This window comes from Burkholderia sp. MS389 (assembly GCF_016899425.1).
In the GTDB taxonomy this organism is placed as follows: domain Bacteria; phylum Pseudomonadota; class Gammaproteobacteria; order Burkholderiales; family Burkholderiaceae; genus Burkholderia; species Burkholderia sola.
The window spans coordinates 1,054,471-1,075,170 of record NZ_CP045994.1; the positions used below are offsets into that span (position 1 = coordinate 1,054,471).

General features: G+C 68.6%; 17 protein-coding genes, 1 tRNA gene, 1 pseudogene and 1 riboswitch. Of the genes and pseudogenes, 5 read left to right on the forward strand and 14 right to left on the reverse strand.

From position 1 onward, the window contains the following. Nucleotides 1-24 precede the first annotated feature (24 nt). Entirely contained in the window at nt 25-2,406 is a 2,382-nt protein-coding gene (locus tag GJG85_RS04965) for a TonB-dependent receptor (RefSeq protein WP_050011575.1), read from the forward strand. Between the two features lie 84 nt (nt 2,407-2,490). Further along, nucleotides 2,491-2,589 (forward strand): annotated as a pseudogene (locus tag GJG85_RS34940) (TlpA family protein disulfide reductase); the annotation flags it as partial. 79 nt (nt 2,590-2,668) lie between these two features. Here the strand turns inward: GJG85_RS34940 and GJG85_RS04970 are convergent. The 5 genes from GJG85_RS04970 to pepN form a co-directional block, all read right to left on the reverse strand. Then, nucleotides 2,669-2,923: a GlsB/YeaQ/YmgE family stress response membrane protein gene (locus GJG85_RS04970; protein ID WP_006476609.1), complete on the reverse strand. Its 255-nt coding sequence runs from the start codon at nt 2,921-2,923 to the stop codon at nt 2,669-2,671. Between the two features lie 333 nt (nt 2,924-3,256). Next, nucleotides 3,257-3,580, reverse strand: coding sequence for a hypothetical protein (locus tag GJG85_RS04975; protein ID WP_176016842.1), 324 nt, complete (start codon nt 3,578-3,580; stop codon nt 3,257-3,259). Nucleotides 3,581-3,853: 273 nt separating this feature from the next. Next, nucleotides 3,854-3,929: transfer RNA gene (locus GJG85_RS04980), tRNA-Thr, on the reverse strand. A 207-nt stretch (nt 3,930-4,136) separates the two neighbouring features. Beyond that, a complete protein-coding gene (locus GJG85_RS04985; RefSeq protein WP_050011574.1) occupies nt 4,137-5,150 on the reverse strand; it encodes a class 1 fructose-bisphosphatase in 1,014 nt (337 codons plus the stop codon). 279 nt (nt 5,151-5,429) lie between these two features. Continuing rightward, nucleotides 5,430-8,123 (reverse strand): aminopeptidase N, encoded by a 2,694-nt coding sequence (gene pepN / locus GJG85_RS04990; RefSeq protein ID WP_124637798.1) that lies wholly within the window; start codon nt 8,121-8,123, stop codon nt 5,430-5,432. Nucleotides 8,124-8,311: 188 nt separating this feature from the next. Between pepN and GJG85_RS04995 the strand changes: the two genes are divergently transcribed. After that, nucleotides 8,312-9,022 (forward strand): DUF4136 domain-containing protein, encoded by a 711-nt coding sequence (locus GJG85_RS04995; RefSeq protein ID WP_089488250.1) that lies wholly within the window; start codon nt 8,312-8,314, stop codon nt 9,020-9,022. Nucleotides 9,023-9,076: 54 nt separating this feature from the next. On the opposite strand, the gene GJG85_RS05000 is transcribed toward GJG85_RS04995, so the two are convergent. The 8 genes from GJG85_RS05000 to GJG85_RS05035 all read right to left on the reverse strand — a co-directional run bounded on the left by GJG85_RS05000 (nt 9,077) and on the right by GJG85_RS05035 (nt 17,105). Beyond that, the gene (locus tag GJG85_RS05000) at nt 9,077-9,649 is read right to left on the reverse strand and encodes a TMEM165/GDT1 family protein (protein WP_089488251.1); all 573 of its coding nucleotides are present in this window, start codon (nt 9,647-9,649) and stop codon (nt 9,077-9,079) included. Nucleotides 9,650-9,727: 78 nt separating this feature from the next. Beyond that, nucleotides 9,728-9,865: riboswitch (yybP-ykoY riboswitch) on the reverse strand. 131 nt (nt 9,866-9,996) lie between these two features. Continuing rightward, complete coding sequence (gene guaD, locus GJG85_RS05005) at nt 9,997-11,316, reverse strand: guanine deaminase (RefSeq protein WP_050011569.1); 1,320 nt, start codon at nt 11,314-11,316, stop codon at nt 9,997-9,999. Between the two features lie 16 nt (nt 11,317-11,332). Then, nucleotides 11,333-11,674: a hypothetical protein gene (locus GJG85_RS05010; RefSeq protein WP_239468930.1), complete on the reverse strand. Its 342-nt coding sequence runs from the start codon at nt 11,672-11,674 to the stop codon at nt 11,333-11,335. 27 nt (nt 11,675-11,701) lie between these two features. Beyond that, nucleotides 11,702-12,727: an adenosine deaminase gene (locus GJG85_RS05015; RefSeq protein ID WP_089488252.1), complete on the reverse strand. Its 1,026-nt coding sequence runs from the start codon at nt 12,725-12,727 to the stop codon at nt 11,702-11,704. An 18-nt stretch (nt 12,728-12,745) separates the two neighbouring features. Beyond that, complete coding sequence (gene xdhC / locus GJG85_RS05020; RefSeq protein ID WP_050011566.1) at nt 12,746-13,750, reverse strand: xanthine dehydrogenase accessory protein XdhC; 1,005 nt, start codon at nt 13,748-13,750, stop codon at nt 12,746-12,748. Between the two features lie 620 nt (nt 13,751-14,370). Beyond that, entirely contained in the window at nt 14,371-14,883 is a 513-nt protein-coding gene (locus GJG85_RS05025; RefSeq protein WP_050011565.1) for a disulfide bond formation protein B, read from the reverse strand. A 158-nt stretch (nt 14,884-15,041) separates the two neighbouring features. Continuing rightward, nucleotides 15,042-16,418, reverse strand: coding sequence for an amidase (locus tag GJG85_RS05030; protein WP_204383719.1), 1,377 nt, complete (start codon nt 16,416-16,418; stop codon nt 15,042-15,044). Between the two features lie 6 nt (nt 16,419-16,424). After that, a complete protein-coding gene (locus tag GJG85_RS05035) occupies nt 16,425-17,105 on the reverse strand; it encodes a GntR family transcriptional regulator (RefSeq protein WP_124629887.1) in 681 nt (226 codons plus the stop codon). Nucleotides 17,106-17,385: 280 nt separating this feature from the next. Between GJG85_RS05035 and GJG85_RS05040 the strand changes: the two genes are divergently transcribed. Next, nucleotides 17,386-18,576 carry a type 1 glutamine amidotransferase gene (locus tag GJG85_RS05040; protein ID WP_204383720.1) on the forward strand — a complete coding sequence of 397 codons (1,191 nt, stop codon included), beginning with the start codon at nt 17,386-17,388 and terminating at the stop codon, nt 18,574-18,576. Nucleotides 18,577-18,691: 115 nt separating this feature from the next. Continuing rightward, on the forward strand, nt 18,692-19,396 hold the full coding sequence (locus GJG85_RS05045) for a DUF2968 domain-containing protein (protein WP_124629888.1): 705 nt from the start codon (nt 18,692-18,694) through the stop codon (nt 19,394-19,396). A gap of 78 nt (nt 19,397-19,474) precedes the next feature. On the opposite strand, the gene GJG85_RS05050 is transcribed toward GJG85_RS05045, so the two are convergent. Further along, the gene (locus tag GJG85_RS05050) at nt 19,475-20,443 is read right to left on the reverse strand and encodes a hypothetical protein (RefSeq protein WP_050011559.1); all 969 of its coding nucleotides are present in this window, start codon (nt 20,441-20,443) and stop codon (nt 19,475-19,477) included. Between the last annotated feature and the right edge of the window lie 257 nt (nt 20,444-20,700).

The window sequence follows — 20,700 nt, forward strand, 5'->3', positions numbered from 1 at the left end:
GATCACGTTTTCAGGAAACCACTCATGTCGTCTACCCTTGCCGCGCGGTCGTCGCGCGGCCGGCTCGCGCTCGCATGCGCGGCCGCTTTCGCATGGCCGGCCGCCCACGCGGCTTCGACCGACGATGCCCGCGCCGACGCGGCCCATGGCGGTGGCATCGATCGTCCCGCCGCCGCCGCGGCGCCGGCGGCCGTCGGTGTCGCTGCAGCGGCCGTGGCGGTCGGCGATACGTTGACCGCCGTCAGCGTGACTGCGCAGCGGCAACCGGTCGACCCGGATACGCCGGCCGTCGTCGCGTCGATCACGCGCGAGCAGATCGATGCGCACACCAACGTCACCACGGAGGACGCGCTGAAGTACGCGCCGAACCTGATGGTCCGCAAGCGCTACATCGGCGACCGCAACAGCGTATTCGCGGGCCGCGACTTCAACGAACTACAGAGCGCGCGCGGGCTCGTCTATGCCGACGGCGTGCTGCTGTCGAACCTGCTCGGGTCGAGTTATGCGTACCCGCCGCGCTGGTCGCTGATTCCGCCCGACGACATCGCGCGCGTCGACGTGCTCTATGGCCCCTTTTCCGCACTGTATCCGGGCAATTCGATCGGCTCGACCGTGCTGCTCACCACGCGGCGCCCCGAACAGCTCGAGGCGTCGCTGTCGACGCAGTTCTTCACGCAGCGCTACCGCGACGGCTACGGGTTCGCGGACAGCTTCGGCGGCAATCACCAGACCGCGCGGATCGCGAACCGCGTCGGCCGGTTCTGGCTCGCGCTGTCGCTCGACCGGCTGGAGAACGACGGCCAGCCGATGCAGTACGCGAGCCCCAATTCGGCCTACAACCCGAAACTGGGCGCCGCCGTTCCCGTGACGGGCGCAGCGACCGACATCGGACCCAACGGCAAGCCGCGGACGATCGTCGGCGCACAGACGATCGAGCGGACCGAGCAGCTCAACGAGACGGTCCGGATCGGCTATGCGTTCACGGATCGTGTCGATGCGACGCTGACGCTCGGGCATTGGGAGAACCATTACCGGCAGCACGGCGAGACCTTCCTGCGCGATGCGACGGGCAATCCGGCGGCCGGCGCTCCGGTCTACGGCGGCAACGTGTCGATCGGCGGCCAGAACATGACGGTCGCGCCGAGCGCATTCGCGCCGCAGCGCGGCGACCAGGAGAACTGGCTGTATGCGCTCGGACTGAACGGCCGGCTCGAATCCGGCTGGCGGCTGTCGGGCGTGGTGTCCGCGTACGACGTGTCGCGCGACGTGCTGCGCGCGGCCTCGACCGTGCAGGGCGGGGCGGGCACGCTGTTCCAGGGCGACGGCACCGGCTGGCGCACGCTCGACCTGAAGGCCGAGGCGCCGGCAGTGAAGGGCCATACGTTCACGTTCGGCTATCACTACGACAACTACTTCCTGCGCAACGTCACGTACAACACGGCCGACTGGCTGGCCGGGCCGACCACTTCGCTCGCGAGCGTCTATCGCGGCGACACGCGCACGCAGGCGCTGTTCGGGCAGGATGCGTGGCGCTTCGCGCCGGGCTGGCTTGCGACGCTCGGGCTGCGCTACGAGCGCTGGGACGCGTACGGCGGCGCGCTCGGCAATGCGAACGGCACGCTCGGCTACGCGGACCGCGGCGCGAATGCGCTGTCGCCGAAAGTCGCGCTGCAGTGGGATGCGACGCAGGTCTGGCGCTTCCGGCTGTCGTTCGCGACCGGCACGCGGTTCCCGACGGTCGGCGAACTGTTCCAGGGCACGATCTCGAACAACGCGATCGTCAACAACAACGCGAACCTGCGCCCGGAAAAGGCGATCGACTGGGACTTCACGGCCGAACGCGACGTGGGCGTCGGTGTCATGCGCGCGAGCGTGTTCCAGAGCGACCTGCGCGATTCGATCTACAGCCAGACGACGGTGTCGGGCGCGACCACCGTCACCAACATCTCGAACGTCGATCGCGTGCGGGTGCGCGGCGTCGAACTGGCGTTCAGCGGCGAAAACGTCGGGCTGCGCGGGCTCAACGTCGACGCGAACGTATCGGCGAGCAACGCGCAGATCCTCGCCGATGCCGCGAATCCGGCCTATGTCGGTTCGCGTTTCCCGCGCATTGCGCGCATGCGCGCGAACCTGCTCGCGTCATATCGCTTCGACGAGCACTGGCTCGCGAGCGTCGGCGTGCGCTACTCGGGCCGCCAGTTCAACACGCTCGACAACAGCGACGTGAATCCGGACGTCTACGGCGGCACGAGTTCGTTCACGGTCGTCGATCTGAAGGCGCGCTACCGCTTCGATCGTCACTGGACCGCGTCGGCCGGCATCGACAACCTGACGGACCGCCGCTATTACGTGTTCCACCCGTATCCGGGGCGTACTTTCTATGGAGAACTGAAATGGTCGCTGTGAAATCGCACGCGGCAGGCTACGCGCGGTGGCTTGCGGCGCCGTCGGCGGCCGGCGGGCACGAGGCGTCCGGCGTGCCGAACGGCACGGGCCGTGCGGATCGGGCGAGATGGAGTGCGTGAAGCGCGCAGTGGATTGCTGACGGCCGACGTGCTCGACGGCGGGTTGCGGCACGCGAAGGGTTGACGGGATCGGCCGCGCGCGGCGAACGAGCCGCGCGCCGGCCCGATGCTAAAACGCGCCCGAAGGCGCGTGGAGAGAAACGTCAGGCCGCGCGTCTGAACAGCCGGATCACGAACAACAGGATCACCGCGCCGATGACCGCGACGATCACCGAGCCGATGAAGCCGCTGCCGATGCTGATGCCGAGCAGCCCGGCAAGCCAGCCGCCGATCACCGCGCCGACGATCCCGACGATGATGTCGACGATCAGCCCGAAGCCGCCGCCCTTCACGAGCAAGCCGGCGAGCCAGCCGGCGATCGCGCCGATGATGAGCCACATAATCAAGCCATGAGTCATGGTGGTCCTCTCCTTGGGTTGAGTCGAAATGACCGGGCACCGGCCGTTGCACGCCGCAAGCTGGTGGGTAGCGACATGCGGCCGTCGCGCCGCCCACGCAATGTAACGCGATAGACGGGTCAGGATCGTTAAGTAATGTTATGCACCCTTAAGCAGATTTTCCAGGGGATTCGTCTGCTCAGCGCATGTTCCGTGCGCGCTGGACGCATGGCGAAATGAGTCTGTAAGGATTGGCTATCGCTGAAGTCGTCCGCCGGGCACGTCATCGCTCAAGCGTTGTCGCTGGCAACGTGGCCTCGGGGCAGGCCGTCTACTGCATCGGCGATCAGGCGTTCAGATGGTCACGGCATCGCGAATCGCGTCGATCGACAGCCGTACGAACCGGCGGGAAGCGCGGCGCATCGCGTCGCTGATGCGGGGCATCGTATGGCACCGATTGGGGTAGCGCGTGACGTATCCGACGTCCACCCTCATTCGGTATCCTGATGGATTGGCTTCGGACGATGCGTGTGGATGGAGCGGGAGATCGAGCGTGGCATCCATGTCGTCGGCGCGCGCGTCGTGCCGGCGGCTGGGCACGTGCCGGTCGGGACGCACGACAAAGGCGGTGCCGTTGCGTGGGCTGTCGAGGTCGGGCAAGTCGGTCGTCGTCGTCATGGCCGCCGCAGGCCGTGCGGCTACGCACGGCAAGGGATGGTCGATACGATCGGCCGGCGGCCGTTGAGTGCGTGGAAATGTCGAGCGGATGTTGCGCAGATAACCGCCGCCGCGATGATTGGCGCCGGACAGCTTGCGCGGGCGATTGCCGAATCCGTACGCGAAGATCGTACACGGCGTGATCGGTCGTGCGCGCCGGCGAACGACTTCAGGATTTCGACGCCGGAAAAGAGAAAAGGTCTGACAAGCGATGCTTGTCAGACCTTTATGTCTTGGTGCCGGAGATAGGAGTCGAACCTACGACCTTCGCATTACGAATGCGCTGCTCTACCAACTGAGCTACACCGGCAGCAGAGAAATGAAATTATATGGTGAAATCCGCGATCTTGGCAATAGGTTTTGCGAAATTTTTTTCAGCTTGCTGCGGCTGCTTCGCGAAACCCTCGATCCGGCGGACTTTCCGCTTTCACTTCACCGCGACGCGACCCGTCGGGGCCACATCGCGAAGGCGCGATTGTACTGAGGTCTCGCACCTCCGTCCAGTGCTGCAGTGCAATTATTTTGCTTCGTCGTGATAGCCGGTCACGCGCTCGACTTCGTTCTTCGAACCGAGGAACACGGGCACGCGCTGGTGCAGGCCGGTCGGCTGCACTTCCATGATCCGCTGCGTGCCGGTCGTCGCGGCGCCGCCTGCCTGTTCGACGATGAACGACATCGGGTTCGCTTCGTACATCAGGCGCAGCTTGCCCGGACGATCGGGCGTGCGCTTGTCGGCCGGGTACATGAAGATGCCGCCGCGGTTCAGGATCCGGTGCACGTCGGCGACCATCGACGCGATCCAGCGCATGTTGAAGTTGTCGCCGCGCGGGCCGTCCTTGCCGGCGTTCAGCTCATCGACGTAGCGCTTGACCGGGTCGTACCAGTGGCGTGCGTTCGATGCGTTGATCGCGTATTCGCGCGTGTCGGCCGGGATCTGCATGTTGCTCTGCGTGAGCACCCACGAGCCGACTTCGCGGTCGAGCGTGAAGCAGTTCACGCCGTTGCCGGTCGTCAGCACGAACACCGTCTGCGGGCCGTACACCGCATAGCCGGCCGCGACCTGCTCGGTGCCGGGCTGCAGGAACGATTCCTCGGTCGCCTGCTTGCCGTCCGGGCAGCGCAGCACCGAGAAGATCGTGCCGATCGACACGTTCACGTCGATGTTCGACGAGCCGTCGAGCGGATCGAATACGAGCAGGTATTCGCCGCGCGGGTAGTTCGCCGGGATCGGGAAGAACGTCTCCATTTCTTCCGACGCCATCGCGGCGAGGTTGCCGCCCCATTCGTTCGCGTCGAGCAGGATTTCGTTCGACAGGATGTCGAGCTTCTTCTGCACTTCGCCCTGGACGTTCTCGCTGCCGGCGGTGCCGAGCGCTTCGCCGAGCGCGCCCTTCGACACGTTGTAGCTGATCGCCTTGCACGCGCGAGCGACGACTTCGATCAACAGGCGCAGGTCGGCGGGGAGGTTGTTGGTCTCACGTTGCTGTTCGATCAGGAACTTCGACAGCGTGGTGCGGCGGGCAATGGACATGACAGACTCCGAAAGGCCAAAGAATCCTTGAATGGCCGCAATTTTACCCGTCGCGCCTCCGCTGCCGCCGGCTTTTTTCGTCCGGTTACATGGGCGGGGCGCCGAATCGGCCCGGTATCGGGCGGCGATGACGGGGCGGGGCATGCATCACCGCGGAGACAGGCCGAGCGGTCCGACCCCGTGCGCGCGGTTTCGGCCGCGCGCGTGCAATAAAAAAGCCGGCGCCGCGTGAGGCGGCGCCGGCTCGATCGCGCGGACGCGACGGGACGATCGCGCGACTTACGCGAGCGCCTTCTCGACGATCTCGCGCACGTCGCGCGATTTCGCGCCGGCGGCGACCTGTTCGAGCGCTTCGCGCATCCGGTCGCGCAGCGCCGGCGTGAAGCGGCGCCACAGTTCGAGTGAGCGCGCGAGGCGCGCCGCGACCTGCGGGTTGATCGCGTCGAGCGCGAGCACCTGTTCGGCCCAGAACGCGTAGCCCGAACCGTCTGCCGCGTGGAATTGCGCGGGGTTCGCCGCGCAGAAGCTGAAGATCAGCGAGCGCGCGCGGTTCGGGTTCTTCAGGTTGAACGCGGGGTGCGCGAGCAGCTTGCGCACCTTCGCGAGCGTCGGCTGCGCGGGCGTACCGCGTTGCGCAGCCTGCATCGCGAACCACTTGTCGATCACGAGCGCTTCCTTCTCGAAGCGACGGTAGAAGTCGTCGAGCGCATGCTCGGCCGGCCCGTTCGCGCCTGCGGCGGCCGCGGACAGCAGCGCGCCGAGCGCCGCCGCGCGATCGGTCATGTTGTTCGCCGCGTCGTACTGGGCCGTGGCGATGCGTACGGCATCGGCCGGATCGTCGAGTTCGGCGAGATACGCGAGCGCGAGGTTCTTCAGCGCGCGGCGGCCCGACGCTTCCGGCGTCGGCTCGTAGGCGCCGGGCGTCTGGTGCTGCTCGTACGCGGCGAGCCACTCGGCGCGCAGCGCGGTCGCGAGCTGGCGGCGCACGAACTGGCGCGCGCGATGCACGGCGGCCGGGTCGGCCTCGGCCATCTGATCGGCGAGGTAGGTTTCCGACGGCAGCGTCAGCGCGAGTTCGCGGAACGCCGGCGACAGGCTTTCGTCGGTCAGCACGCGGCGGAACGCGGCGACGAAGTTCTCGCCGAGCGCGAGCGGCGCGTCGGCGGCGGCACGGGCGGCGAGCGTCAGCAGCGCGCGCGTCGCGAGGCGCTGGCCGGCTTCCCAGCGGTTGAACGGATCGCTGTCGTGCGCGAGCAGGAACGCGAGATCGTCGTCGCTGTAGTCGTACTCGACGATCACCGGCGACGAGAAGTTGCGCAGCAGCGACGGCAGCGGCGCTTCCGGCACGTCGACGAACGTGAAGGTCTGCTCGGTGTCGGTGAACTCGAGCACGCGCGTCGTGCCCGATGCGGCGGCTTCGCCGTCCAGACGCAGCGGCAGGTCGCGGCCGTCGCGGCCGATCAGGCCGATCGCGAACGGGATCAGCAGCGGCCCTTGCTGCGTTTCGCGCGCGGCCGGCGACGCGTCGCCGTAGCCTTGCGCGAGGGTGACCGTATAGCGGCGCGCGGCTGCGTCGTACGCGGTGCGCACCGACACGCGCGGCGTACCGGCCTGGCTGTACCAGCGCTCGAACTGCGCGAGGTCGCGCCCGTTAGCGTCGGCCATCGCGTGACGGAAGTCGTCGCAGGTCACCGCGTGGCCGTCGTGGCGCTTGAAGTAGAGGTCCATCCCCTTGCGGAAGCCGTCGCGGCCGAACAGCGTCTGGTACATCCGCACGACTTCCGAGCCTTTCTCGTAGACGGTCATCGTGTAGAAGTTGTTGATCTCGACGTAGCTTTCCGGGCGTACCGGGTGCGCCATCGGGCCGGCGTCCTCGGCGAACTGCAACTGGCGCAGCACGCGCACGTCCTCGATGCGCTTGACCGCGCGGGCCGCCGATTCGACGTCGTCGCCTGCGGCCATGTCGGCCGAGAATTCCTGGTCGCGGAATACCGTCAGCCCTTCCTTCAGGCTCAGCTGGAACCAGTCGCGGCAGGTCACGCGGTTGCCGGTCCAGTTGTGGAAGTACTCGTGGCCGACCACCGACTCGATGTTCGCGAAATCGGTGTCGGTCGCGGTCTCGGGGTTCGCCAGCACGTACTTCGTGTTGAAGATGTTGAGTCCCTTGTTCTCCATCGCGCCCATATTGAAGTCGCCGACCGCGACGATCATGAAGCGGTCGAGATCGAGCTCGAGGCCGAAGCGTTTTTCGTCCCAGCGGATCGAATGGATCAGCGAATCCATCGCGTGACGCGTCTTGTCGAGATCGGCCGGTTCGACCCATACCTGCAGCAGCTTTTCCTTGCCGGAGCCGGTCGTGATCGTTTCCTCGATCGCGACGAGCTTGCCCGCGACCAGCGCGAACAGGTAGCTCGGCTTGCGGAACGGGTCTTCCCACTTCGCGAAGTGGCGGCCGTCGGGCAGGTCGCCCGAATCGACGAGGTTGCCGTTCGACAGCAGCACCGGGTACGCGGCCTTGTCGGCGCGCAGCGTGACCGTGTACGACGCCATTACGTCGGGGCGGTCGAGGAAGTAGGTGATGCGGCGAAAGCCCTCGGCCTCGCACTGCGTGAAGAAGTTGCCGCTCGACACGTAGAGGCCCGACAGCGTCGTATTCTGGTCGGGCGCGCACGCGCTTTCGAGCGTCAGCTCGAACGCGTCGGGCACGTTCTCGACCGTCAGGCCGTGTTCGTGCGCGCGCACCGCGCCGTGCGGCGCGCCATCCAGCCGCGCGCCGAGGAAGTCGAGCGCCTCGCCCATCAGCTCCAGGTGCGGGGTGGGCGCGGCATCCGGATTGCGGCGCACGCGCATCGTGTTCCTGACGATCGTGCGGGCCGGCGCGAGATCGAATTCGAGTGCGACGGAGTCGATGAGGAAGGCCGGCGGCGTGTAGTCGGCGCGGCGGATCACGGTGGAGGAGGCGTTGTCGGACATGGTCGTCGAGATCGGGTGGAGTGGGGGACGGGCCCGTCGCGCGGGCCAGGCGAACCGGGCCATTGTACAAAGGCTTGCGGCGGTGTGCCGGGCGAACTTTTTACCGCTTCCGGGAGTCCGCGTATTATCGGCATCCCGTTGTGCTTCGCGCGGTGCGACGAACGGGTGACGGATCGACGAGGATCAACATGAAACGCGAATGGATTTTTCGCGGTGCGGGCTGGGCGGCGGCGCTGTGCGTCGCGCTGCTGACGGGCTGCACCAGCTACGTGACCACCCGGGTCACGGCCTTTTCCGACTGGAGCGGCAGCGACGCGACCCGCACCTATGCGTTCACGCGTACGGACGCGCAGAAGAACAGCATCGAGCAGTCGACCTACGAGCCGATCGTCGCGAACGAGCTGTCCGCGTATGCGTTCCGGCAGGTGCCGCAGTCGCAGGCCCGCTATCTGGTCGGGCTGACCTATTCGGTCGGCAGCGATCTCGTGACGGTGCCGCAACCGGTCTACTATGATCCGTGGTTCATGGGGCCGGGGCCGTACTGGCGAGGCGGGCCGTGGAGTCCCTGGGGACCGTGGGGTCCCTGGGGGCCGATGCCGGCCGGCTATGTCGCGCAGACGTACCAGATGTTCGACTACATGCTCGGCATCCGCATCACCGAGCGCGCGACGGGCAAGGAGGTCTACAACGTGTCCGCGCGCACGACCGGCGACAACGGTACGCTGCTGTACGCGATGCCGTTCCTCGCGCGCAGCGCGCTCGCCGATTTCCCGTTGTCGAACGGGGCGGTCCGCACGGTCCGGCTGCCGGTCGACAAGCGCGGCGGGCCGGCGGCGCCGGCCGCCAACGAGCGCGCGGTGCCGGCGGCGCCCGCGTCGGGCGCGGCCGTCGCGAAGTAACGCGGCATTCCACCCTGGCGCGGCCGCCCGGCCGCGCCGTCAGTTTCCTTTCCGTCAGACTCCGACACCCAGCAGCGCCAGCGCGCCGAGCACGACGAACAGCACGGCCGCGATCCCGTGCACGAGCTTCGTCGGCAGACGGTGTGCGAAGCGGTCGCCGAGCAAGATCGCCGGCACGTTCGCGAGCATCATCCCGAACGTCGTGCCGGCCACGACGCCGATGTAATCCTGGAAGCGGGCGGCCAGCGCGACGGTCGCGATTTGCGTCTTGTCGCCCATCTCCGCGAGGAAGAACGCGACGAGCGTCGTGCCGAACACGCCGAGCCGCGAGCGCGTCGTATTGGCTTCGTTCTCGTCGAGCTTGTCCGGCACGAGAATCCACAGCCCCATCGCGATGAACGAGAACGCGAGCGCCCAGCGCATGATCGACGGCGTGACGAGCACGCCCAGCCATTCGCCGAGCGCGCCGGCAAAACCGTGGTTGACGAGCGTCGCGACGAGCACGCCGAGAATGATCGGCACCGGCTTGCGATAGCGCGCGGCCAGAACGAGGGAAAGCAGTTGGGTCTTGTCGCCGATTTCAGCGAGGGCGACGGCGCCGGTGGAGATCAGGAAGGCTTGAGACACGAATGGGGTTCCACGGGCCGTTGTTGTGCGTGCGAGCGACGATCCACCGCGCGCCGGGCCCTGATGCGGCGCGCAATGAACCATCGGTCTCGCCAGGCCAACGTGGCTGCGTCCGCCATGGCCGAACGGCCAAGTCTGTTGACGGACGCCTCCGTCACGATGCGCGCCGGGAGCGCGGGACATCGAGCGGAGCGGCTACTCCCCAATGAGCGGCGAATTCTAGCACGGTGCATCGCGCGCGGGAAAGCGGCCGGGGCCGCCGTGCGGCGCGCTGGAGCGGCTTCGATGTCCGGCGCATGCGCGACGGCGAAGCTGCCGCGCATGCCGGAACGGGGCCTCGCGGCGCGTTACGCGGCGGCCGGGGGGCGCGCGGCGCCGCGTTGGTGCACGAGTGCGCCGGCCGCATAGGTACGGTACACCGCGCGGTCGTCGCCGAGCAGCGCGAACGCGAACAGCAGTTCCTCGAGCGAATCCGCGCGCTGCGTGCGGCGCGCGAGCAGCGGCGTCGCCCGCGGATCGAGCACGACGAAGTCGGCCTCGGTGCGCGGCTTGAGCGTGCCGACCGTGTCGGCGAGGTCGAGCGCCTGCGCGGCGCCGGCCGTCGCGAGCCAGAACATCCGCGTGGCGGTCAGGTGATGGCCCGACAGCCGCGCGACCTTGTGCGCCTCATTCATCGTCTGCAGCATCGAGAACGACGTGCCGCCGCCGACGTCGGTCGCGAGCGTGACCGGCACGTCGTATTCGCCGGCCTTGTCGAAATCGAACAGCCCGCTGCCGAGGAAGAAGTTCGACGTCGGGCAGTGCGCGACGACGGTGCGCGTCTCGGCCATCCGGCGGCGATCCTCGTCGTCGAGATGAATGCAGTGGCCGTACACCGCGCGCGGCCGCAGCAGCCCGTAGCGGTCGTAGATGTCGAGATAGCTGCGGTGGCCCGGGAACAGCTCCGCCACCCATTTCACCTCGTCGACGTTTTCCGCGACGTGGCTTTGCACGAACACGTCCGGATGGCGGCGCGCGAGTTCGCCGCATGCCTCGAGCTGCGCCTCGGTCGACGTCGGCGCGAAGCGCGGCGTGAGCGCGTACATCTGGCGGCCGTTGCCGTGCCAGCGGCCGATCAGCTCGGCGCTGTCGTCATAGCCCGACTGCGCGGTGTCGCGCAGGAATTCGGGGCAGTTGCGGTCCATCAGCACCTTGCCCGCGATCATCCGCAGGTCGCGCGCGTCGCTCGCCGCGAACAGCGCATCGGCCGATTGCTTGTGCACCGTGCAGTAGACGAGCGCGCTCGTCGTGCCGCACGCGAGCAGTTCGTCGACGAAGAAGTCGGCGACTTCGCGCGCATGCTCGGGGTCGCCGAACTGGCGCTCGGTCGGGAACGTGTACTTGTCCAGCCACGGCAGCAGGCCGGGCGCCGGCGACGCGATCATGTCCGTCTGCGGATAGTGGATGTGCGTGTCGATGAAGCCGGGCACGATCAGCTTGTCGCGCAGATCGTGGACCACTGCATCGCGCGCGAGCGTCGCGGCGAGCGACGCATACGGGCCGGCCGTGACGACCTTGCCGTCGTCGACGATCAGGAGTCCGTCGGTCTCGTAGTTCGCGGCCTGGCTCGATTGCGCGGGGTCGCCGTTGAAGGTCAGCAGTTGGGAACGGAAAGCGGTTTGCGTCATGACGAAGGGTCCTGCATCAAGGTAAGGCGAACAGAAGAAAACGATCGGCGCCGCACGGGGCGGCACGGTGCTTCGCGAGCGGCGGCCGCCCGTGATGTGCGGCACGGCCGCACGCGATGGCGCGGGCGAACGTGGCGGCCGAAGCCGCCCGCGAGTGGTTGCGGGCGCACCTCGCGGCCGTTGCGCGCACATCCGTTACGCCCGCATCCGGTACGACGGCGACCGGCACGGCAAGCCGCGACGGCCGGTGCGGCCGGGCGGCGATGCACCGCGCCGTCGCCCGGCTTGCACGCACGCCACCAGCCCGGCGCAAGGCCGAACAGGGAATCGCGAAGCGGATGCCGTTGCCGTGTTTCATCTGTCTAGCGTGCCTCGATGCGGGCCGTCACGCGGCCTGCCAGTACGCGTCGAGGCGCGCGTACAGTGCGTCGCGCTGCGCCGGTTCGATGAACGACGCCTCGAAGCCGTTGCGGATCACCGCATGGACTTCGGCATCCGTGAGTTGCAGCCCTTCGGCCGTCGCGAAGTAGTTTTCGTTGACGTAGCCGCCGAAATAGGCCGGATCGTCGGAGTTGATCGTCACCGCCACGCCGCGGTCGAGCAGCGCCTTCAGCGTGTGCTTCGCCATGTCGTCGAACACGCACAGCTTCAGGTTCGACAGCGGGCACACGGTGAGCGCCGTGCGCGTTTTCGCGAGCCGCTCGACGAGCGCCGCATCCTCGATGCTGCGCACGCCGTGGTCGATCCGGTCGACCTTCAACACGTCGAGCGCTTCGTAGATGTAGGCGGGCGGGCCTTCCTCGCCCGCGTGCGCGACGAGCTTCAGCCCGAGCGCGCGTGCCTTCTCGAACACCCGGGCGAACTTCGTCGGCGGATGGCCGAGCTCGGACGAATCGAGGCCCACGCCGATCAGCCGATGGCGATAGCGCTCGAACAGCGGCAACGCGGATTCGAACGTCGCGAGCGCGTCCTCTTCGGACAGATGGCGCAGGAAGCACAGGATCAATTTGCTCGACAGCCCGCGGGGCTCGGCATCGGCGAGCGCGCGCTCGATGCCCGCGACGACCGTCTCGATCGGCACGCCGCGCTCGGTGTGCGTCTGCGGGTCGAAGAACAGTTCGGTGTGGACGACGTTGTCGGCGAGCGCGCGCTCGCAGTACGCGGCCGTCATGTCGTAGAAATCCTGCTCGGTGAGCAGCACGCTCGCGCCGGCGTAGTAGATGTCGAGGAACGACTGCAGGTCGGTGAACGCGTACGCGGCGCGCAGCGCGTCGATCGAGTCGTACGCGAGCTTCACGCCGTTGCGCTGCGCGAGCGCGAAAATCAGTTCGGGCTCGAGTGAGCCTTCGATATGAATGTGCAGCTCCGCTTTCGGCGCGCGGGCGATCTTGTTCTTGAATGTCGGGGTCATGGCGTCGTTTTTGGTCGGTCAGTAGGTAGGGGAAGCCTGTGCGGACGCATTCGCCTCGACGGCCTGCAGCAACTGCGCGGCCACCGAGATCGCGATCACTTCGGGCGCCTTGTCGATGATGCCTTCGACGCCGATCGGGCAGCGCATCCGCGCGACCTGGGCCGGGTCGATGCCGATCGCGGCGAGGCGATGATCGAACTGCGTGCGTTTCGTATGCGAGCCGGTCATCCCGAAGTACGCATAGTCGCCGCGTCGCAGGATGCGCTCGGCCAGCACGAAATCGAGTGCGTGGTCATGCGTCATCACGACGAAGTAGGACTGCGGCGGCGCCGCGTCGACCGCGTCCGCCGGGGAAGCGGCCGCGTCGATCGCGAGATTGCCGATGCCGGCGAGCGCGTCGGCCGGCGGGAACGCCGCGTCGGGCCGGTCGATCCAGCGCACGTGGCACGGCAGCGTCGCCAGCACCTTCACGAGCGCGGTGCCGATGTGCCCCGCGCCGAACAGCATGACGGGGAACGCATACGGCGCGATCGTTTCGGTCATCAGCGATACGCCGCCGGTTTCCCACAGCAGGCAGTCGGCGCGCGCGGCTTCCGATTCGGGCTCGCTCAACAGCGGCGCGCCCGGCGAGGGGCCGAATGATACGCTACGCACGGTCGCGGCGCCGGCCGCGACGCGCTTCGCGAGCGACATGATCCAGCCGAGGTCGCCGACGTCGAGCCGCTCGAACGCGAGCACCACGGCGCCGCCGCAGCACTGGCCGAGGCTCGGGCCGAGCGCGAGCCGCTCGAGCCGGCGCGCGTGCGGCACGTGCGCGCCGTCCTTCAGCAGGTGCCGCGCGATCTCGATCGCCTTCCATTCCAGATGACCGCCGCCGATCGTATGGCGGGCCGTGTCGCGCGTGACGAGCATCTTGGTGCCGGCCTCGCGCGGCGCGGAGCCGTCGGTATGCGCGACCGTCACGAGCACGGCCGCTTCGCCGTGCGCGAGCAGTTGCTGCAGATCGCCGAGCCAGGCTTCCATCAGCACGCTCCGTTCGGGACGACGCCGCACGACGCGCGGCGCGCTCTGGCGGGCGCGGCGGCAACGAGGGCGGACAGGAGCGGGGCTGGCCGGCTGCACGGCCGATGCCGTGCGGCGGCCGCGGACCGACGGCGTGCGCGACCGGCGCCGCCGGACGCGCGGACGCCATGAGGGTGACGGATGCGGATGGTTTGCGTTGTCATGATGAATCCAGTCGACATTGCGGATCGGGCGCGCGTTACGCAGGCAGCGGTGAGACCGCCTGGCCTCGCGCACGTAGATCGCCATCCAGCCCCGAAGATAGCACCGCCACGCGGCGGGAACATGGCCGGGCGGTGATCCGGGCTATCAGGCGGCGATCATGTCGATCATAGGCCCGCCGCGCGGAATCGGGGGACCGATGCATGTACATCGGGCCGAAACGCATGTGGGGCGGGGCGGGGGCGCGGCGATCGCGCGACGCGCGCCAGCCCGGAACGCCGGGCGGCGGCGGGATAGGTGTTTATACGCGGCGACCGGGCAAGGCCGGCGCAGGTCGCAGCCGGGTGACGACTCGCCGGCGGCGCGCGGCCCATTCGGTCGGGCCGCGCATGCGATGGGCCGGCACCGCGGCCGGTGGGTCAACCCGCGAGCTTGCGGCGATGGCGCCAGAGGCTCGCGACGACCGCAATCAGGATCGCGGCGAAGCCGATCAGCGCCCAGCCGGGCAGCAGGATGCCCAGGATCGGCGGGTAGACGGTCTCGCACAGCCCGGCGACCTTGAACATGCCAGGGAACCACTGCGCGGGCGGCAGGCTGTCGACGATCGGCTGCAGCGTGTCGAAGCCGCAGCTGAAGCCCGGATTCATCTGGATCGACAGGTGCCGCGCGGCCGTGCCGACACCGCCGGCCGCGGCGATCGCGATCAGCAGTTCGAGCACCCAGACGCCGCGCCAGTTGCGGATCCCGGCAGCCAGGAACGCGAAGATCCCGATCGCGCAGAAGAAGTAGCGCTGGATGATGCACAGCGGGCACGGGTCTTCGTTCTTCACGTACTGCAGGTACAGCGCGCCGGCCAGCAGGGCGATGCACACCCATCCGAGCAGCATCAGCAGGCGGCGTTCGCGGCGGAGGGCAAGCGTGTAGTCGTTCATGTCGGCGGGATTCCTCGTCGGTCGGTCCGGAAAACAATCGCGCGATTTTAGCGCGAATGATCTGGCACGAAACTGACAGCGCGCGTGCGGCAACCTGCCGCACCGCGCGCGGGCCGCCGGCGATCGGCTCGCCATCGGCTTGCGATCGGCCGGCGCGGTCAGCGGATCGTGTTCAGTACGGCCTCGACCGATTGACCGATCGCAAGCAGCGCGTCGTCGCGATGCGGCGCCGCCGCGAGCATCAGACCGACCGGCGCCGCGTCGCGCGGATGGCACGGCAGCGACAGCCCGCACGCGTCGAGGAAGTTGAACGCGCTCGGGTTGCGCAGGATCAGCGCGTTGGTGCGCGTGAACGCGTCGTCGTCGGCTTCGAGTTCGGCGATGCGCGGCGGCACGACCGGCACCGTCGGCGCGACGAGCGCATCGAAACGCGACCAGACCGTGTGCGCGGCTTCGTCGAGCATCGCGGCGCGCGCGGCCAGCAGGTCGAGATAGTCGGCCGCGCTCGCGGGTTCGCCCTTCAGGATCCGCGTCAGCACGCGCGGGTCGTACTGGTCGCGATGCTTCGCGAGCAGCGGACGGTGCCACGCGTACGCCTCGATCGGCGAGAAGCCGAAACGGTTGATCTCCGGCAGCCGGTCGAGCGCGGGGAAGCGCACGTCGGTGACGATCGCTCCGGCCGCTTCGAGATGCTTGAGCGCGGTGTCGAGCGCGGCCGCGACGTCGGCATCGACGCCGTCCGTCACGTAGTTCGTCAGCACGCCGAGCCGCACGCCTTCGAGCGGCCGCGCGGCCGGTACGTGCGGCTCGAGCCCCGCGAGCATCCGGTCGACCAGCGCGCAGCACGCGACCGTCAGGCCGATCGGGCCGAACGAGTCGAGCGTCGTCGACAGCGGCACGCCGCCTTGCGTCGGGATCCGGCTCGCGGTGGGCTTGAAGCCCGTCAGCCCGCATAGTGCGGCCGGAATGCGGATCGAGCCGCCGGTGTCGGTGCCGAGCGCGACGGCGGCCATCCCGTCGGCGACCGACGCGGCCGCCCCCGACGACGAGCCGCCCGAAATCCGCGCATCGCCCGGCACGTCGCGGTGATACGGCGAGCGCGGGTGGCCGAAGTGTGGATTCAGCCCGAGCCCGGAAAACGCGAACTCGCTCATGTTGGTGCGGCCGACCAGCACCGCGCCCGCGCGCTTGAGCCGCGCGACGGCGACCGCATCGGTGTGCGCGGCCGGCGCGCCGTCGAGCACCCGCGAACCCGCGCGCGTGACCTGGCCCGCGACGTCGAACAGGTCCTTGACCGACACCGGAATGCCCGCGAGCGGCGACAGCACCGTGCCCGCGGCGCGCAGCCGGTCGTGCGCGTCGGCGGCCGCGCGGGCGTTGTCGGCATCGACTTCGGTGAAGACGACGGCGCCCTGGCCCGACGGATCGGCGATCCGGTCGAGCGCGGTGTCGACGAGCACGCGGCTCGTGGTCCGGCCGGCGGCGAGGTCGGCGGCGAGCTGGGCGAGCGGGGGGAAGGGCGTGAAAGTGGTCATGGCGGCTCAGGGGCGAAGATGTTGAAGAAGCGTGGAGCGGAACGAATCGATATGGTTTTCGACGGCCGCGCGCGCACCGGCGGCGTCGCGCGCGGACAGCCGGTCGAACAGCGCGCGGTGCTCGTGCTGGACGTCGGCGAGATGGTGCGGTTCGGACAGCGTGACGAACCAGAAGCGCAGCGAGCGCTCGTGCAGCGCGCGCAGGATGTCGGCGAGGACCGCATTGCGCGCGGCCGCGGCGATCGTCTGATGAAACGCGCGGTCGAGCTCCATCATGCCCTCGACGTCGTGCATGTCGACGCAGGCCTGCCCGTCGTCGAGCAGCGTGGCCAGGCGCGCGAGATCGTCGGGGGTCGCATGGCGCGCGGCGAGTTCGGCGCAGTGCGCTTCGTTGACGCGCCGCACGTCGATCACCGCGACGATGTCGTCGAGCGACAGCGGCTGCACCATCAGGCCCTTGCGCGGCATCACGGACAGCAGCCCTTCGAGCACGAGCCGATGCACGGCCTGATGCACCGGCGTGCGGCCGATGCCCGTGCGTGCGACGAGGTCGGCTTCGTTCAGCGCGGCGCCCGGCTTCAGGCGCATCGTGATGATGTCGCGCTGGATCAGCGCGTACGCGCGGTCGGCGAGGCTGGCTGGCGACGCGGCGGCCCGGTCGCGGGTGAGGTCGGTCACGGTACTCATGCCGGTGGCGGCGCGGCGGCCGGGAGGGGCGCGATCATGGCGCGGAGGCTCGGAAAGCGTGGACGATCGCTGGATATTATTGTGATATATCAGTAGTGTCCAGTGCCGGCGAGGCCGGGCAATCGGTGCCGACGCGCGAGCGGCGTCGTTCTGCGGCGTGCGTGGTCGCCGACTTGCAACAATATCGACAGGATGTTGCAGGTTTGCCGCGCGATCGTGCACTGAAGCATAATGAATCCTCGTCTATCCCTACGCGCGAGCGACGCATCAGACTATCGTCATGAGCGAAAACACGCCTTCCTCGGCCGGTCTGCCCGGCACCTCTTCCGCTTCTTCCGATTCCCCCCGTCCCGATCCGGCGAAAACGCCCGATGCGCCGGCCACGCAGGCCGCCGCGGAGCATGTCGCCGATGACGGCGCGTCGCCCGTCACGGCTGCATCCGAACCCGGTGCGCCCGGTGCGGCAGGCGCCGTCGGCGACGGCGCGGCCGCGCCCGCGCCGCTGAAGCCAGGCGCACCGCCGCCCGGATTCGGCGCGCCGCCCGATTTCGACACGCCGCGGCCGCCGCCCGCGAGCGCGCAGAATGCGCCGCCCGCCTATCTGAAGCAGAGCGACACGCCGTGGTCGGTGTTCGGCCGGATCGTCGCGGCGCGTGCGCGGCGGCTGTTCGACCGCGCCGGCCAGCGCATCACGCAGCGCACGCTGCGCATCGGCGTGTCGGCGCGGATCTTCCATCCGGAGCCGGGCGCGAAGGGGCTGCGCGGCAAGACGCTGCAGTATCTCGAGGAATCGATCGCCCACTGGGTGATGTCGCGCGACGTGCTCGTGTTCATGATTCCGACCGTCGGCCATCAAGGCATGATCCATCCGAGCAACATCCGCCTGCGCGATTACGCGAAGCATCTCGACGGCCTGCTGCTGCAAGGCGGCGCCGACGTGTCGCCGCAAACCTATGCGGCGTCGGATGCGCGTCCCGAATGGCCGGGCGATCGCGTGCGCGACATGTACGAGCTCGAACTGCTGCACGAATTCGTCGAGTCCGGCAAACCCGTGCTCGGCGTATGTCGCGGCTGCCAGCTGATCAACGTCGCGTTCGGCGGCTCGCTGTACCAGGACATCGCGACCGACGTGCCGACCGCGCACGCGCACGTGAGCGAGCATTACGACCAGCATCGTCACGCGATCCGCTTTCCCGATTCGTCGACGCTCGCGAGCATGTTCCCGGGGCGCAGCGAAGCGATCGTCAACTCGATTCACCACCAGGCGATCCGCGATCTCGGCCGCGATCTGAACATCGAGGCCGTGTCGGCCGGCGACGGGATCATCGAAGGCATTCGCCATCGCCGTTCGCCGTTCGTCGTCGGCGTGCAGTGGCATCCGGAGTTCCATCGCGCGGGCGGTTCCGAACTGCTCGACTGCACGCCGCTGCTCGACGCGTTCCTGCGCGCGGCGCGCGAAACGCGTCTGTAGCACGCCGTATTTTCCGTGCTGAACGAAGGCCGGCCGCATCCCGATTAATTCGAGATGCGGCCGTTTCGTTTTGCACGATAATCGCCAGTTCCGATTCGTTCGCCGGAGTCTGACGTTGGCTTTCCGAAATTTCTCCCCTGCACGATGCGCAACGTGGATCGTTGCGCTGGCTGCCTGCGCGCAAGCGGGCACGGCCTGGTCCACCGACGCGACCGCACCCGTCGCCGGTACGCGTCCGGCGGTCACGAGCCTGAGCGGCGGCGCGGCGCCGGCGCCGGCGCCGGCGGCGTCGGCCGCGACGGACGCCGCCGTGCAAGGCAACGTCGCCGAGCTGACGCAGATGCTGCACGACGGCCGGATCGTCGAGATGCGCACGACGTACAACGGCAGCTACGGTGCGAGCCTGATGTTCGATCCGCGCGAGATGACGTATTACGTCGCGCTGTTCCAGGACAAGAACCTGTGGCGCGTGATTCGTTCGCAGGAAAAGACGCGCGCGGAGATGGTGTACGCGAATTTCGTCCAGCAGACGGCGCAGCTCGCCGAGATCGAGATCCGCCGGACCGAGCTGCAGGCGCAGAAGGCATTTCTCGAACGCGTGATCGCGCTGCAGGCGAATCGTGCGCAGCAGTTGCAGGCCGATCTGAGCGTCGCGCGCAGCCAGCAGGCCGAAGTCGCGCAGCGGCAGAAATCGGCGCAGGAGCAGGCGCAGGCGCTGCAGGTCGAGAAGCGGGCGGCGCAGTTGCAGTTGCGCGATCTGCAGGAGCAGGTGCGGCAACTCGAGAAGCAGACCGAGACGGGGCTGCCCGTGCACAAGTAACGTGTCGTCGAGCGGACGAAACGAGACGAGCGAAAACCCGGCGAAGCGATCTTCGCCGGGTTTTTTATTGCGCGGGCGTCAATGCGCGAACGCGTCCGGCACGTCGGTCACGCGGCGGTGCGACAGGTGCGACGTCCAGTCGACGCCGGCCGGCGGGTGCGCCGGCCGGGCCGGCTGCGCGGCGCGCAGCGTGTTCGCCATTGCGATCAACGTGGCCGGATCGTCGAACGAGTCGCGTGTATCGCGCGTATCTGCCGTGCGCAGCGGCCGAGCGAGTCGATCGCGTGTGCCGGTGTTGGCCGCGTCGCGCTGGAACGGCGCACGCTGGAGCGGCTGATGTGCGGCGAGCCGCGGCACGACCGGCGTACGGGTCGGGGCGTTTGCCGTGCGCTGGCCGGTTGCCCGACGTGGCGAAGCAGGGGCGGCATGCCGCACGTCGGCCGTCGCTTGCGGGTGAAGCGTTGCGGGTCGAAGCGCGACGCGATGCTTGGCTGGCGGCGATTCGACCGTGTTCGCGACAGGCGTCGCCACCTTGTGCTGCGGCATCGCATGCGTCGACGTATCCGGTTGCGCCGCCGCGATACGTATCGTACCGGTCGATGTCGCGGCGTGATCGGGCGTACTGCCGGCCGCCTGGATCGCGTACGCGGGACCGGAACCCGCGGGCCGGTCGTACGTGCCGATCAGCCAGCCGATGATGCCGAGCGCGCCGATGCTCCAGCAGACGACGTACATCGCGCGCCGGTCGCGAGCGTGGCGCGCGGAATGGCGCAAGCGCCGGCCCGGGACAACTGTCGACGGGACAGGCAGCCCGGCCGAAGCCGGCAGCGACGCCGCCACGGATAGCGGCTGCCATCGGCACTCGCGGTGCGGTCGGTCGACATCGATGCAGGACGTCGTCAGCGTCGCGAGGCAGTTCCTGCCAGGCCCTGCGCCGGGTGCGCCGCGAAATCGCCATTCGCGGCCGAACGGCGGGACGTGGTCGAGCGGGGTGGCGCGAGGGCGGGCGAGCGCGCCTTCGACCGGGACGAGGGGCGATGGGATCATGGCAGGGGCGTCGTGCGACACGGGCATCCGTGCCGGCGCGGCGTGAAAATGTCGTCGCAAATCGTGACATTGTGGTCAGCCGGCGAAGGTCGGTCGATCAGATCGATCTGATTCTTGTGTCCGCTTCGGGGCGACTTGTACGAGGCGGACATCGCGACGTCGGTGACAGGGGCGCTACAAGGCAAATGTCGGGTTGCCGTGGCATGATTCGCGGATCATGCCGGCGGCGCGCCGTTACGCGCCGTGCCGCCGGCGGG

Bases quoted from the DNA above. Each gene is read 5' to 3' on its own strand.
- GJG85_RS04965 (WP_050011575.1), top strand. From the start codon at position 25: ATGTCGTCTACCCTTGCCGCGCGGTCGTCGCGCGGCCGGCTCGCGCTC.
- GJG85_RS04970 (WP_006476609.1), bottom strand. From the start codon at position 2,923: ATGACTCATGGCTTGATTATGTGGCTCATCATCGGCGCGATCGCCGGC.
- GJG85_RS04975 (WP_176016842.1), bottom strand. From the start codon at position 3,580: ATGACGACGACGACCGACTTGCCCGACCTCGACAGCCCACGCAACGGC.
- GJG85_RS04985 (WP_050011574.1), bottom strand. From the start codon at position 5,150: ATGTCCATTGCCCGCCGCACCACGCTGTCGAAGTTCCTGATCGAACAG.
- pepN (WP_124637798.1), bottom strand. From the start codon at position 8,123: ATGTCCGACAACGCCTCCTCCACCGTGATCCGCCGCGCCGACTACACG.
- GJG85_RS04995 (WP_089488250.1), top strand. From the start codon at position 8,312: ATGAAACGCGAATGGATTTTTCGCGGTGCGGGCTGGGCGGCGGCGCTG.
- guaD (WP_050011569.1), bottom strand. From the start codon at position 11,316: ATGACGCAAACCGCTTTCCGTTCCCAACTGCTGACCTTCAACGGCGAC.
- GJG85_RS05010 (WP_239468930.1), bottom strand. From the start codon at position 11,674: ATGAAACACGGCAACGGCATCCGCTTCGCGATTCCCTGTTCGGCCTTG.
- GJG85_RS05015 (WP_089488252.1), bottom strand. From the start codon at position 12,727: ATGACCCCGACATTCAAGAACAAGATCGCCCGCGCGCCGAAAGCGGAG.
- xdhC (WP_050011566.1), bottom strand. From the start codon at position 13,750: ATGGAAGCCTGGCTCGGCGATCTGCAGCAACTGCTCGCGCACGGCGAA.
- GJG85_RS05025 (WP_050011565.1), bottom strand. From the start codon at position 14,883: ATGAACGACTACACGCTTGCCCTCCGCCGCGAACGCCGCCTGCTGATG.
- GJG85_RS05030 (WP_204383719.1), bottom strand. From the start codon at position 16,418: ATGACCACTTTCACGCCCTTCCCCCCGCTCGCCCAGCTCGCCGCCGAC.
- GJG85_RS05035 (WP_124629887.1), bottom strand. From the start codon at position 17,105: ATGAGTACCGTGACCGACCTCACCCGCGACCGGGCCGCCGCGTCGCCA.
- GJG85_RS05040 (WP_204383720.1), top strand. From the start codon at position 17,386: ATGAGCGAAAACACGCCTTCCTCGGCCGGTCTGCCCGGCACCTCTTCC.
- GJG85_RS05050 (WP_050011559.1), bottom strand. From the start codon at position 20,443: ATGATCCCATCGCCCCTCGTCCCGGTCGAAGGCGCGCTCGCCCGCCCT.